This window comes from Dethiosulfatarculus sandiegensis (genome assembly GCF_000931935.2).
In the GTDB taxonomy this organism is placed as follows: Bacteria; Desulfobacterota; Desulfarculia; order Desulfarculales; family Desulfarculaceae; genus Dethiosulfatarculus; species Dethiosulfatarculus sandiegensis.
Genome location: NZ_AZAC01000078.1, coordinates 109073 through 122353 on the forward strand (window position 1 = coordinate 109073; position 13281 = coordinate 122353).

The 13281-nt window shown below is 52.8% G+C and carries 13 protein-coding genes; 1 reads left to right on the forward strand and 12 read right to left on the reverse strand.

The genetic code is table 11. The features are described from left to right. Positions 1–54: 54 nt before the first annotated feature. The 12 genes from X474_RS24265 to X474_RS24315 all read right to left on the reverse strand — a co-directional run bounded on the left by X474_RS24265 (position 55) and on the right by X474_RS24315 (position 12295). Positions 55–855, reverse strand: coding sequence for a ThiF family adenylyltransferase (locus tag X474_RS24265; RefSeq protein WP_044352663.1), 801 nt, complete (start codon positions 853–855; stop codon positions 55–57). Further along, positions 852–1973: a histidinol-phosphate transaminase gene (gene hisC, locus X474_RS24270; protein WP_044352664.1), complete on the reverse strand. Its 1122-nt coding sequence runs from the start codon at positions 1971–1973 to the stop codon at positions 852–854. Before hisC ends, X474_RS24265 begins: the two co-directional genes overlap by 4 nt. Beyond that, positions 1970–3283, reverse strand: coding sequence for a hypothetical protein (locus tag X474_RS24275; RefSeq protein WP_044352666.1), 1314 nt, complete (start codon positions 3281–3283; stop codon positions 1970–1972). The genes hisC and X474_RS24275 overlap by 4 nt, the downstream gene beginning before the upstream one ends. Positions 3284–3301: 18 nt before the next feature. Then, on the reverse strand, positions 3302–4237 hold the full coding sequence (add, locus tag X474_RS24280) for an adenosine deaminase (protein ID WP_044352668.1): 936 nt from the start codon (positions 4235–4237) through the stop codon (positions 3302–3304). Positions 4238–4248: 11 nt separating this feature from the next. Beyond that, entirely contained in the window at positions 4249–5259 is a 1011-nt protein-coding gene (locus X474_RS24285; RefSeq protein WP_044352669.1) for a GNAT family N-acetyltransferase, read from the reverse strand. Continuing rightward, positions 5256–6353, reverse strand: coding sequence for an SGNH/GDSL hydrolase family protein (locus X474_RS24290; RefSeq protein ID WP_044352670.1), 1098 nt, complete (start codon positions 6351–6353; stop codon positions 5256–5258). The genes X474_RS24285 and X474_RS24290 overlap by 4 nt, the downstream gene beginning before the upstream one ends. Beyond that, a complete protein-coding gene (locus X474_RS24295; protein WP_044352671.1) occupies positions 6353–7522 on the reverse strand; it encodes an MFS transporter in 1170 nt (389 codons plus the stop codon). The genes X474_RS24290 and X474_RS24295 overlap by 1 nt, the downstream gene beginning before the upstream one ends. Before the next feature lie 58 nt (positions 7523–7580). After that, positions 7581–8429 (reverse strand): FAD binding domain-containing protein, encoded by an 849-nt coding sequence (locus X474_RS24300; RefSeq protein ID WP_044352673.1) that lies wholly within the window; start codon positions 8427–8429, stop codon positions 7581–7583. Next, complete coding sequence (locus tag X474_RS24305; RefSeq protein ID WP_044352674.1) at positions 8426–8902, reverse strand: (2Fe-2S)-binding protein; 477 nt, start codon at positions 8900–8902, stop codon at positions 8426–8428. The genes X474_RS24300 and X474_RS24305 overlap by 4 nt, the downstream gene beginning before the upstream one ends. Then, positions 8899–11202 carry a xanthine dehydrogenase family protein molybdopterin-binding subunit gene (locus tag X474_RS24310; RefSeq protein ID WP_044352676.1) on the reverse strand — a complete coding sequence of 768 codons (2304 nt, stop codon included), beginning with the start codon at positions 11200–11202 and terminating at the stop codon, positions 8899–8901. Before X474_RS24310 ends, X474_RS24305 begins: the two co-directional genes overlap by 4 nt. Positions 11203–11515: 313 nt before the next feature. Further along, positions 11516–11683, reverse strand: a complete 168-nt coding sequence (locus tag X474_RS26390) for a hypothetical protein (RefSeq protein WP_156360921.1) — start codon at positions 11681–11683, stop codon at positions 11516–11518. A 54-nt stretch (positions 11684–11737) separates the two neighbouring features. Next, positions 11738–12295 (reverse strand): TetR/AcrR family transcriptional regulator, encoded by a 558-nt coding sequence (locus tag X474_RS24315; protein ID WP_197282261.1) that lies wholly within the window; start codon positions 12293–12295, stop codon positions 11738–11740. Positions 12296–12525: 230 nt separating this feature from the next. Here X474_RS24315 and sfsA point away from each other — a divergent pair, with 230 nt between their 5' ends. Continuing rightward, positions 12526–13266, forward strand: a complete 741-nt coding sequence (gene sfsA, locus X474_RS24325) for a DNA/RNA nuclease SfsA (RefSeq protein WP_052515599.1) — start codon at positions 12526–12528, stop codon at positions 13264–13266. Positions 13267–13281 lie beyond the last annotated feature (15 nt).

Below are 13281 nucleotides of genomic sequence, written 5' to 3' on the forward strand. Positions count from 1 at the left end.
AAAACAAGCAGGGTCTTTAAGCCCCTGCTTGTTTTTCACCTATTCCTTACTTCTCTACTTACTCACATCCAAGATACTCAGGTCCAAGGTGAATAGATCCAAAGTCACGAACCTGGGGGCAAAGACCGCAATCCTGGGGGCCAGATCCGTTCCCTGCAAAAGGTGAATGACAATCTCGTTTCCGACCAGAAGCCCGGCCTGCCCTGCGCCGCCTGCCAGGGTGGCGAGTTTTCCGGTTTCGTCATAATGCCTTTTAAGCCTTTGCACCATGGTCTGGTCAAACAAATCCGTGATCAAAGAAGGCATGATCTGGGTTTTGGGTGATTTCTCCTGAACCTTCTTCCAAAACTCATCCGGCTTCATTCCCCAGGGGTCATGGTTAACCATAATAGCCCCAAACCCCATAGCGCCACAGGTGAAGATAGGTATCCCCAACTGGGCCGCTATCTTGCTGGACTCCTCCTTGGTCTCCCTGTCTTTTTCCAGGTCCATGGCCCCCAGATAAACGTCGGTCCCTCTCATGAAGTCTTCCACGTTATCCAGGTTCAAACCTTCGGGAAAAAGATTAAGCTCCACCTCGGGATTAATCTCCCTGGCCCACTGGGCATAGACATCCAGCTTGGGCTTGCCCATGGTATGGCCCAGGGCCGCCCATTGCCGATTCATATCCGGAGGGTCGAAGATTCCATTTTCAGCCAAATTGAAACGCTGAACCCCGCTGCGCACCAGGGTCAGAAAGGCGGCTCCGCCCACTCCCCCCAGACCTGCCACAGCCACCAAAGGCCGGGACAAGGCGGTAAGGCCTCTTTCCCCCAGAAATCCCCTGGTGCGGGCCCTGAAGTCACTTTGGCTCATTTTCTTGCTCCTTTGTCCAGAATGCGGCCCAGTCCCCGGCCAAAGGCCTCCATGGCCTCCATGCCCGAAATACTGAGCCTTATCCAATTGGGAAAACGAAATCCAGTCATGGTTCTCACCATGACGCCTTGGGTCATAAGCTTGCGATAGGCCAGGCTGTCGCTCATGGGCAGCTTGATCATGGCGTAATTTCCCCCTCCACTCAAGTAAGGCAAGCCCAGGCGATTAAGAACCTGAAAAAGAAATTCCTTGCCCTGTTTCACCATTTCCCTGGTCCGATGGATATGGCCCTCATCCGGCAAGGCGGCCAGGGCGGCCGCCTGGGCCAGGATGTTAACCGAGTAGACCACACAGGTGCGCCTGATAACCTCCACCACTTCCAGGGAACCGGCCAAATAGCCTATGCGCAGGCCGGCCAGGGCATAGGCCTTGGAAAAAGTGCGGAAAACCACCAGGTTGGGGTACTCGTCCAAAAGCTTCATACCGTCCGGATAGCCCGGTTCATCCATGAATTCAAAATAGGCCTCGTCCACAACCACGACCCGCTCAGGCCCCACTGCATCCAAAAAGGCCCTTAAGCGGGACTCGCTCCACCAGGTTCCGGTGGGGTTATTGGGGTTGCAGACAAACAAAACCTTGGTTTGCTCGTCCATGGCCTCGAGCATGGCCCGATCATCAAAGGCCTGGTCTTTAAGGGGGATCAGCCTGGCGCTGAGGCCTGAAAATTCAGCCACCCATTCATAAACCGCAAAGGTCTTGTCAGCGGTTACGATATTGTCGCCGCTTGCGCAAAATGCCTTGATAACAAAGGAAATAACCTCTGTAGCCCCGTTGCCGACCAGAAACTGGTCCTCATGAAGCCCAAATCTTTGAGCCAGGGCCAGGCGCAGGTGGTAACTGTCTCCAGAAGGATAAATGGAAGCCTGTTCCTGAGGAAATTCCTCGATCACTTTACGGGCGGCCGCAGGTGGCCCTAAGGCGTTTTCATTATTATTCATTCGGAAAAGATGATGAACGCCGTAATATCTTTTAAGCACATCATCCGGCTTGCTTGGGATATAGGCCTCGAATCCCTTGATATATTCCGGAACCAGCCGATCCAGGTTCACCGTGTTCATGATTCACTCAACACCCGCTGGAAAAACAGAATATCTCCTTTACCCACATGGGGCATGACAAACCTGGGGGAAAAATCAAGTTCCGCCAGGGCCGGATAAAAACCCGCCTGCCAGGAGCGGCCCAGATCCATTTCGAAAAAGATATGGCCTATTTTCTGCTGTTTGAAAAGGGCAACATGCCGGGTGAGGTTTTCTTTCACATCCTTGCCGTCCCGCACCGGATAAAGGGTGGCAAACCCCTGGCCGCGGGAAAGGTCCGCGGCCAGGACTGATTCATTGGGGCGATTTTCACCCTGATCTGAAACCAGCCGCACCTCTCTGGGCAGGAAAAGCCGATGATATTCCTTTTGCAAAAGCCCTTCCAGATCGGGATGAGCCCAGATAACCTCTCCCGGATCTTCAGTGAGTTGTCTGAAAAAGGCCTCCATTTCCATGAAAGAACCGTCCGGCTTTTGCAGGCTGTAATTACCCAGGGATTCAAAATGTTCTTTGGGCAACTCCGGGGTGGGCAAACGGTGCATTATGCCGCCGGCCTTGGTGCGGGCCAAAAGCCCCAGGCAATGGTTGACCAGCTCCTCAGCCATTGGCATGGGTTTCTTTTGGCCAAACACATAGGGGCCAAAACAGATCACTGTTTTTTCCTCAACCCACCGCCAGGCCATGCCGCCACCCACGCTGCCCGCCCGGTCCAGGGCCAAGGACACCTGGAACTCTCCCCCGGCCACCATATCGGCCAGCTTGCCCGGATAGCCGAAAGCAGGCGGATAAAACACGGAATCATATTCCCGGGCCAAAAGGCTTGAGAAAAACTTGATCTCCTCTTTCTCCGCCAGCCGGATATTGTAAGCATCTAAATTTTTCAGAGCTATTTTGCCGCCTGCCTTGGGTTGGGGATAAGCCTTTTCCTTGATCAGGCTCAAGGTGATGCCTTTATCCTGAAAACGGCTCAAACGGAAACGATCCACGCTGCGGGCGGCTATGATCAACCCCATTTCATCCAGGCCGGTCTGATCATCGAGCCTAACCTTTGAGGTGAGGTTAAAGGCGGCCATATTGAAATCCCGGGCCGTGAACTTGAGATCCACCTGTACGTAATAAATCCTGTTTTCACAGCTTATCTCAAGGGCCTGCTCTTTGCGGCCCAGGCCGCAGAGATAGGCAAAGACCTCTTCCGTGGCCAGGGTCAGGGCCAGGGCCTGTGGTTTGGCCAGGCCAAAGGCCAGGGAGGCCTGTTCCACAAAACCGGTTGCCACCGGTAAAAAGCCAGTCTCAACCGGCAGGGTTAAATAAGCCTTTTGAGGTTCAGTCATTTTTTTTAAATCTCTTTCCTAAAAACCAAAGGCCTGTTCAAATCCGTTCCTTATCAGCCGCTTAAGGTCCTTTTCAGAGACCTGCATTTCATTGTGCACCAAGTCCAGCTCGCGGTTCAAAGAAGTCTTGAAAAAAGCGGGATCATCCGTGTTTAAAACCACCTTGACTCCCTTTTGCAATAACTGCGGCAAGGGATGATCGGAAATATCCCCCACAGCCCCCAAAAGCAGATTGCTGGTGGGGGCCATCTCCAGACACACGCCTGTCTTAATCAGGGTTTCGATCACCTTTTCGTCGTTTATGGCGCTTAAACCGTGGCCTATGCGATGTGGCTTTAATAATCTCAGGGTCTCAGCCATCTGGGAGGCAGGGCTGAACTCTCCGGCATGGGCTACTGTCTTGAGTCCCATGGAACGGGCTTTGGCAAAGATATCCGCCCTGGGGGCGATATCACCTTTGCCCTCCTTGCCTGCCAGGTCTATTCCCAAGACCCGATCCCATTTATATTTTTCTATCAACTCAAGGGTCTTGAAGCCCGCTTCCCTGTCCAGGCCCCTGGGCAGGTTGAACAAAAGCCTCACCCTGACCTGGCGCCCGGCCTCGGCCTCCTTGAAACCTGCCTCAAGGCCCTGTTTTATGGCCTCAAAGTGCCCACCATTGACCAAATGCAGATAAGGCATAAAAAAGGCTTCGGTGTAGATGATGTTCTGCGATGCCTGGCGGTCGGTAAAATCCAGGGCCAGCCGGTAATAGTCTTCTTCGGTGGTCAACAGCCCCAAGACATGCATTAAGCATTGGTTGAACCCATCGAAATCCCGAAAATCGTAAAAATCCTCCGCCACCTGAGGCAACCCCTTTTTATGGGCCAGGCGATTCAGAGTTTGCGGAAAGACGCTGCCCTCCAGATGGATATGCAGTTCCGCCTTGGGTTCGGTGTGGCACCAGTCTGGCATGGATCTTTACCTTACTTAACGGTTTCCCATTGTTCCTTGACCATCTTGCAAATCTGTTCGGACCTGACGGAATACAAATTGATTCCCTGCCAGTTTGGCTCGGTCATTATCTTTTGCATCAAAATTCCGTCATGACCAAACCAGCCGGGCAAAACCCCGCCGCAAAAATAGCCCTGATCACTCAACACCCGGGCGCCCCATCCCACAGTGTCATGCTCAAGCCTAAGCCAACATTGCATTACCTTTCCGCCTCGTTCCCTTACACCTGATTCCACGGCATGAAGGCGGTCGGGCAGATCAGCCCCGGCCTCCCACAGGGTCAAACGGTTCACCTGGGCAAAATCAAAATAAACTTGCTCCAGCCTGGATTCCCGGCTCTTGACCGGCTTCACCCTCACTGTAATCAATTTTCTCGGCAGATCAGTGCCCCGGTAGATATCTCTTAGAAAGCCATCCAGGTGTTCCGGCAGGTAAACTTCTTTCTCAGTTTTCGGAAAATGCTTGAACAATAAAAGAGCGCTCACCCTGCCCTCCGCGCTCTTTTCCTTGGCATAGGCCGCAGCCGGCATGAGATCCACCTCCAGGGCGGTCTCCTCCATCCCCACATTAAGGCTGATCTTTTGGGTGTAGACGTGGTTGGTGACCGCCTCACCGAAAATAGTCTCAAACTCGGTAACCCTGCTCAAATTCTGAGTCAAAAAAAACATGAGCCGCTCGGACAGGCCTTTTTTTCGGTACTCCACCAGGGTCAATCCAACCCCGGTTTCATAAACCTTCTCATGGGGAGCGGAACGGTAACAAGCCAAAAAGGACACCACCCGGCCTTGAGGCAGCACGGCGACTGCCGGGATAATTTCCTTCTTTTCAAAGGCTTTGATCAGCTCCGGCGGATTGTAATAGGTCCTTATGGGATACCCGTCTCCGTAAACTTCCCTGAAAAGCAGGGCCACACCTTCGGCATCAGCCGGTTCAAAAAGCCTAATTATGGGTTCAGAATCAATTTTGGGCTGATTTTGAGTCATTGTTTCATCACCTTTTTCTCTTGCCACCACCCCAGGCGCTCAACCTGATCAAACAGGGTCCTGGCAAAATAATCATGGCCTTGGGCGCTGAAATGGACCACATCCACGTAAAATTTGGCCCTCTTAGGGTTTTTCCAAACTTCTTGGGCCAGATTAACAAAGGGAGCGTCCAACTGTAAGGCCAATTCATCTCTTAATCTTTGGATATACTCAAACTGATATCCGGCCCACCCGTCATAGAACTCACGCCAGTTATTCTGCAACAACTCCATGGTTTTGGCCTCATAACGGGTCATACTCGGACTATAGGCTGGGTTCAGGCTGACAAAGGCCACCTTGGTCCCCAGGGAGCGGGCATCTTCCAAAATTGCCTTTTGATTATCGAAGATACTGGTCAGGGTGCGATCCCATTGAAAATTGTCGTCAACTCTTTTGAATTTGGGTCTTTTGGTGATTTTATTCCGGCCCAGGGAGCAGTACAGGCATGAGCGGTGCAAAATTTTCTCAAGCCTGCTTGATTTTTTCTCCAGTTTCAGAATGAATTCCCATGGCCAGCTCAAGCCGGGCCGCCAGGTGGAGCCCAGGGCATAGGACTGGGATATTTCATTGCCCCCCACTCGGAGCAACAGAATGTCAGGCTTTATCTCGCGCCACTTCTTTTGCCACATGGCCCGGTATTGCACCACGTTGTAGCCCGGCACCGAGGCGTTTATCACCTCCCAGTCGGAAAGCCCTTTTTCATCGAGCATCTGCTTTAGCCTGATGCTCCAGAGGTCCTTTTCCAGGGGCAATTTGGCCCCGAAAAACTCAGACTCCCCCATGAGCATTATGCGTTTGGATTTGCCCAAAGGCAGGGGTTCGGGCCCGCGAATCCCCAGAGAGTTAATATGCACCTGGGGAGAAGAAAAATTCGGTTTAAGGGTAAAGTAAAAGGGGTCAGGAGCCTTTTCCATGAAACCGGTATAAGGGTATTCTCCGATCACCCTGCTTCTAAAGGTCAATCCATAGTAAAGCCTATGCCACAGCCTTGATCCCGCTTCCAAAACAGGCAGAGCGGCCAATGCGCCATAACCAAGCCAGGGGCCAATATTCATCAGATATCCTCTTTAGGCATGAATAACAAAGAAACAAATCCAACCAGAGTGAGAACGCCGCAAAGATGGAATAGAAGCGAAAGTCCCCACGATGCGGCCACCAGGCCTCCCAAAAAAGGCCCGACAAAAAATCCAGCCTGCTGCATCTCCATCAGGAAATTGGTATTGATGCCCTTGAATTCAGGGGCGCTCAGCTCGAACATAATGGAATTTATCAAGGGAGAAGCCAGTCCCCAACCGGAGCCGAGAAATACCGCCAGTCCGAAAAACATAACCTGCCCCTCCACCCTGCCCAAAAGAGGCAAACATATGCTTAAAAGTCCCAGGGCTGCGGCAAAAACCTTTTTTCTTCCCACTTTGTCGCAAAACGGCAAAATCAAAATGCGGGAAGCCACCATACTCAGCGCCACAAAGCTGAAAAACAGTCCGGCCCTGGTCAGGCCCTTTTGCTCGGCAAATGCCTTTATGAAATAAAAAACAGGGGCATAGCCAAGAAAGATGTAAAATTGAATACTGAGCAGAATCAAAACCGGCCTTGATTTTAAATTCCGCCACACCGCCTTTGCCCCAGGCCTTTGGGGAGTGACTTTTTCGGGCGATTGACTTTTCTTGGGCCTGGCAAGCCAAAGCAGGGGAAAGCCTAAAACCATCACCAGGGCAACCCAATTCAACACCTTGGGGAAGTCGCTGGGGCTTTGCATGACAACCCCCAAAAGGGGAGGAACCACAGCATAGGGCAGGAGGTTGATATTCATCATGAAGCCAAATGCGTTCTGGGACTGGCCTTGGGGAATGAAGACCATAATCAGGGCGGTGAAGGAGGTTACCAAGAGCACATGTCCCAGCCCGTGGATCACTCTTACCAGCAACAGCCCCGGAAAAGTATGGGCGAAACCATAAGAGAGGAGGGCTGCGATGAGCATTCCGCAGCCCACGGTCATGTATCTCCTGGCATTGTCCGGATGCAGAAAAGGAGTTATAAATGGCCGCACCAACAGGGAGACAAATGAAAACGCCCCGATAATCAAGCCAAACCATTTTTGATCGATCCCCAAGGTGGAGAGATAGGTGTAGAGCCCGAAAAAGACGGCCATATTACAAAAGGCTAAAAAGAAAATGCCGTTTAAGGCCAGAAACTCCCTGGTGAAGTATGAAGGCACGCGAGGCATTCGATTCCTTTCCTGTGGTTCAAAATTACATATTCAAGGAAAAATCACCAGCCCCTTTTCAAACAAAAGCCTGCTTATGGGAGGGTAACTCCAGAAGCCGCAACAAAAGCCTGCCAGCCAACAGGCGGCGATACTCGGCAGACGCCCTGAGATCGCTTATGGGACTGACCTCGCCCGCAGCCAACTCGGCGGCCTCGGATAAGATCTCTTGTCCAAAGGGCTTGCCCTGTAAAAAGCGCTCCACCTTAGGAGAGGTGACCACAGTAGGACCTACGCTACCCCAGGCCAGACGGGCTTTTTGAATAATTCCGTCGGAACCGAGTTTAAACCCGGCCGCCAGGCTGACTAAAGAGATGGCCAAGGCCTTTCTTTGCCCCACCTTTTCAAAATGTTCCAAATCAAACCCTGTTGGAGCCTTGACCCACACGGTCTTTAAAACCTCAAGCTCACCCAGCCCGGTTGCGCCCGGCCCTTTGATGAAATCGATGAGTTTCAGGCGGCGGCCCTGTTCCGGACCAACCAGCTCCAGCTCTGCATCCAGCACATAAAGCGGAGGCAGAGTGTCTGCCGCCGGTGAGGCGGTTATGATATTGCCGCCGATGGTTGCCATATTGCGTATGGGCGGTGAACCCAGCAAGGCCAAAGCCCGGGCCAAAAGAGGGAGCTTTCCCATCACCACAGGGTTGGCCAACAGTTCACTGGGCGTGCATGCCCCGCCGAGTCCAATCCAGCCGTCTTGATTGAGCACCTCTTTTAATTCAGCCACCCTCTCAAGGCAAATCAGGTCTCTTTTGCGGTCATCCGCAATCAGAAAATCCGTTCCTCCGGCATATATCCCGGCCCGGGGGCTTTTTCGCCGGGCGCTCCACACCTGCTCCATATTTTCGGGAAGATAAAAAGCACTCATAAAACAGCCCCTTTCTTAAGCCGCTTTTGAGCCGCCTCTATGGCCTCCACAATCTTGATATAGCCTGTGCAACGACAGATATTGCCGCTGATGCCTTTTTTAATCTCGTTCTCATCCGCATCCGGCCTGTTTTTTAAAAGGGCGGCCCCGGCCATAAGCATTCCCGGGGTGCAGAAGCCGCATTGTACAGCTCCCCTGGCCACAAACTCTTCCTGCAGGGGATGCAGTCCGTTTGGAGGAGCCAGCCCCTCTATGGTGGTGACTTCTCTCCCCTGCAACTGGCCGGCCAGCATGAGGCAGGAAACAAGCTGCCTGCCGTCAACCAGGATGCTGCAAGCCCCACACTCGCCGGAGCCGCAGGCCTCCTTGACACCGGTCAATTCCAGTTCACGGCGCAAAAGGTCGATCACCCTGGTTCCGGGGTCCGCCTCCAAGGTCAGGGGTCTGCCGTTTAAAACGAATTCAAGCTTCACTTTTCCTCCCCTGCTGCACCGGCCGTGGACAAGGCATTCAACACCCTTTCACCGGTGAGCGGCGCCTGCATCACCCGCACTCCGCAGGCATCGGCCAGGCCGTTGGCCACCGCGGGCAAAGGTCCGCATATGGGGAGTTCACCCATCCCCTTCATGCCGTAGGGCCCGGAATCTTCATGGGTCTCGACAGCTTTGGAATAAATCACGGGCACATCAAGGCTGGTCGGCAGAATATAAGTGGAAAAATCCCTGGAAAGCACCTGCCCCTTGTGCAGCAGAAAGTCCTCGCAAAGCCCGTATCCCAATCCCTGGGCAATTCCGCCCTGGATCTGCTGTTCAAAGATCTGGGGGTTAATCACCCGGCCGCTGTCTGTGACTGCCAGATAAGAGGCCACCTCAATATGGCCGGTTATCTGATCCACCTCAATCAGGGCCAGGTGCGCCCCATAGGAAAACAGCCTGTGCCCCATGCCAAATCCCTTGATTTCAAGGCTGCCGCCTTCTTTTGCCTCTGGGGCGACCGGGGCCTTGAAATAGCCTGTGGCGGTAAGTTCGGATTTATTCGGCATGCGGGCCAGGTCGGCCAGGGAAACCTCCCAGCCCGAGGGCAGGTGCCGCACGGTTCGGGGCAAAAGGGCAAAGTCATCTTCCCGGTCCTGGCTTGCGAAAACCATGGCCGCCTTTTGCTGGATCAGCTTTTTCAACCTTTCGGCGGCTTTTATAAGGGCATTGCCGAATATATAGGTGGTGCGGCTGGCCGAGGCTGAACCGGAAGGCAAACAAAGCTCCGTATCGGGCAACACCAGCTCCAGATCAGCCGCATCCTGATTAAGAATATCGCCCGCCATCTGCAGATAGGTGGAGGCATTGCCCTGCCCCATATCCACAATGCCTGAATAGATCTTGAACTTTCCCTCTCCCGTCAATTCTATCTTGGCTGTGGCATAATCCGGCACCTTGGCCCCAAACCCCACTGAATGGAGCACACAGGCCAGGCCCTTGCCCCTGGCCCTGAAAGGCGGGGACTTTTTCTTCCAGTCCTCAGCCTGCAAATACAAAGGATGATCGGCCAGGGTGTGCAAGCATTGGGCTATGCCGGTAGAGGTGGTTAAGGTGATGCCCAGGGAGTTTTTATCGCCCCTTTTAAGGGCGTTTCGCCTGCGGATTTCCAGAGGCTCCAGGCCCAGGCGGGCGGCGAGCATATCCATCATCTGTTCCATGGCAAAGGCGGCCTGAGGCGCGCCAAAACCACGAAAAGGTCCGCCGACCGGATTATTGGTATAGACCGCTTTGCCGGATATGCTGGTGTTTAAAACCCGGTAAGGACCGGCGGCGCATTCCATGCACTGCCCCAGGACCTCGGGGCCCAGATTGGCATAGGCCCCGTTATCCATAATTATTTCGCAGACCAAGGCCTTTAAGCTGCCGTCGGCGTCAGCGCCGAGTCGATATTTAAGCCTCCCGGCCAGGCGTTTGGTGCCGGCCAGAAAACTTTCCCGCCGGTCCCAAACCATGATAACCGGCCGGTTGGAGGCCTTGAGCGCTGCCAGGGCCAGGAGGCATTGCACCGTGGCCCCGTCCTTGCCCCCGAAACCACCGCCCATGGCAGGGGCCTTCACCCGAATGGAAAACGGATCCAGCCCCAGGGCCTGGCCTATCTCCAGGCGATCCCGAAAAGGAGCCTGGGTGGAGACACTCATCTCAAGGCGGCCGTTTTCATCCAGCCTGGCCACCCCGCACTCGGTCTCCATAAAGGCGTGTTCCTGACGCGGCACCTCAAAATCACCCTCAACCACCGTCTGACAATCATCCAGGGCAGCCGCACCTCGACCCAGAATCTGAGTGGCATGGATGATAAGGTTGCCGGATTCATTTTGTGGGTGCACCAGGGGGGCTTTTGCCTCAAGGGCCGAGGCCGGGTCATAAACCCCGGGCAATTCACGAAGCTCAAGGCTGATGAGCTCCAGGGCTTTTTTAAGGGTGGATTGGTCTTTGGCCAGCACCAAGGCCACAGGGTCGCCTGCATAATGAATACGGTCCTGCGCCAATACCGGCTGATCCTTATGGATCACTCCCTGACGGTTTGGGCCCGGGACATCGGCGGCTGTGAGCACCGCCTCCACTCCCTCCAGGGCCTTGGCGCGCTCAATATTTACGGAAACAAGCTCGGCATGGCTCACTCCGGCCCGTTTGACTCCGGACCAAAGCATTCCGGGCGTGTAAAGATCGGCTGAGTATTTTTCCTTGCCCAAGACCTTGGCCAGGGCATCCGCCCTTACCAGGGGGTCGCCTATCTCCATAGCCGCATTCCTTTATCAATTGAGTTTAATTAAATCGCCGCCCAGGATAAAAACATGTTTTTTATGAAAAATATCTACATTATCAAATTGTTATAACACATCTTGCCAAATCAGTAGAGGTCTTAAACCCCAAAGAAATCAATTTAAAAAGTTACCTGAGATTGTCTGTTCATCCAAGGATTGAAATAAAACAACCTGTTAGCACAACGGCTCAGCAGATCGACGAAACCACAAGGCCGCCATAAGGCGAACCTTATCGCGGCCAGGGCTATCAGGCTTAAATAAACCTGACAAGAAAAATTGTAATGACTTGCTAAAGTTTCAAAAGCGCCAACAGATCGCAAGGGAAAAGGTCATAGGCAAAAAAATCAAGCACCCAAACCCCTCCCCTTCCACTGTATAAGATATCAATGCCAAGCAAGGCTGCGGCCAAGGCCATACCCACAAAGCAACCGATTGTAAGTTTTAAGCAAAGATCCATTTCTCCCCTCACTTGTTTTCAACTGATCGGAATGAATATTCATTCCGAAAATATTCACCGTCTTACCGCCTGCCAACACATCTCCTCCACCTGAGACATGTTTTCCTGGTTGTACTCCAAAAAACCGCCAATAAAACAATCTATCATTGAACTAAAGGAACCATAGGCAACCGCAGCTATAAGCTTGGGTGTAGTATCGCGAAATATCTCGTTTTTTATGCCTTCTTCAAAAATTTCAAGTAATCTATCCTGGACATTTTCAATCAAAGCCATACTGGCTGAATCAAGATAAGCCCCATGATGATGGGACTCGATAAAAATAAAAGCGGTTGGATTATTCATGGCCGCATCAGCCATGGCCAACCAAAGACTCCTGAACCTGGAGCGCAGGGCCTGGCTCGAGTCCACACTCTGAAGTGGCTTCAGGTAGAGTTCGCACTTCCAGTAAGTATAGAGTTGATTTATCAACTCTTCCTTACCCTTGAAATAGCGATATATGGTGCCCGCCCCCACCTTGGCCTTTTTGGCAATCATGGGAACCGGAGTTCCGTAATAACCATACTGGGCGAAGAGCTCCAAGGCTGCCTCGAGTATGTCGTCCCTTTTACTCAAATCCAAATCCCGTGCTTCGGTTAACTGGCTTTCAGATCATCCGCCCACCGACGGAATGAACGTTCATTCCGATAATAACATAGCAAACAGCCCTGTCAACTTTCAAACGGCCGAAAAAAAGCTCTCCCAGCCCGGAAAGGGGGCAAGTCGGAAATTATGGGATAAAATCACAACACATAAAAAAGAACCTGCAACAGCCGCCCCTTTTGGGGAGCCAACAAGGGACTTCCATGAGTAAAGATAAGAACCAGGAAAAAAAACTCAGCCGGGTTTGCTACACCTTTGCCGACAAATTGACTCCCGGCAGGCTTGTGCGGCGTTACAAGCGTTTTTTGGCTGATGTGACCCTGGAAAACGGCAGCCAGGTGGTGGCCCATTGTCCCAACTCAGGCTCCATGGCCACCTGTATTGAAGAAAACGCCCCGGTTTACCTGAGCCCCAGCAACAATCCCAAACGCCGCACCGCCTTTACCTGGGAGATGATCTATATAAACCAGGGCTGGATCGGAGTTAACACCATAATCCCCAACTATCTGGCCGCCGAGGCGGCCAGGAGCCAGGCACTGCCCCTTTTTGAGGGAGCGGTTGCGGTCAAGCCCGAACATAAGATATCAGAACACACCAGGCTTGATCTTTTGGTTGAAAAGCCCGACGGGCCCTTGTATGTAGAGGTCAAAAACGTCACCATGATGGTTAACGGCCGGGCCCTATTCCCGGATGCCAAGACCACCCGCGGGGCCAAGCATCTTAAGGAACTCATGGAGCTTCACAAAAACGGGGCCCGGACAGCCATGCTTTATATTATTCAAAGGCCGGATACGAATTCTTTTGGCCCGGCTGTGGACAAGGACCCTGAATATGCGGAGCTTTATCATCAGGCCCGCTCCCAAGGGGTTGAAATAGTAGCAGTAGAAGCCAGGGTAAGCCCCCAGGAGGTGCGGCTTCATCGTCTGATCACCCTGGAAGATTAGAAAGAAAAAAGGAAA

Excerpts from the sequence above, each read along its gene's own strand:
- hisC (WP_044352664.1), bottom strand. The coding sequence starts at position 1,973 with ATGAACACGGTGAACCTGGATCGGCTGGTTCCGGAATATATCAAGGGA.
- X474_RS24290 (WP_044352670.1), bottom strand. The coding sequence starts at position 6,353 with ATGAATATTGGCCCCTGGCTTGGTTATGGCGCATTGGCCGCTCTGCCT.
- X474_RS26390 (WP_156360921.1), bottom strand. The coding sequence starts at position 11,683 with ATGGATCTTTGCTTAAAACTTACAATCGGTTGCTTTGTGGGTATGGCC.
- add (WP_044352668.1), bottom strand. The coding sequence starts at position 4,237 with ATGCCAGACTGGTGCCACACCGAACCCAAGGCGGAACTGCATATCCAT.
- X474_RS24265 (WP_044352663.1), bottom strand. The coding sequence starts at position 855 with ATGAGCCAAAGTGACTTCAGGGCCCGCACCAGGGGATTTCTGGGGGAA.
- sfsA (WP_052515599.1), top strand. The coding sequence starts at position 12,526 with ATGAGTAAAGATAAGAACCAGGAAAAAAAACTCAGCCGGGTTTGCTAC.
- X474_RS24300 (WP_044352673.1), bottom strand. The coding sequence starts at position 8,429 with ATGAGTGCTTTTTATCTTCCCGAAAATATGGAGCAGGTGTGGAGCGCC.
- X474_RS24295 (WP_044352671.1), bottom strand. The coding sequence starts at position 7,522 with ATGCCTCGCGTGCCTTCATACTTCACCAGGGAGTTTCTGGCCTTAAAC.
- X474_RS24275 (WP_044352666.1), bottom strand. The coding sequence starts at position 3,283 with ATGACTGAACCTCAAAAGGCTTATTTAACCCTGCCGGTTGAGACTGGC.
- X474_RS24310 (WP_044352676.1), bottom strand. The coding sequence starts at position 11,202 with ATGGAGATAGGCGACCCCCTGGTAAGGGCGGATGCCCTGGCCAAGGTC.
- X474_RS24285 (WP_044352669.1), bottom strand. The coding sequence starts at position 5,259 with ATGACTCAAAATCAGCCCAAAATTGATTCTGAACCCATAATTAGGCTT.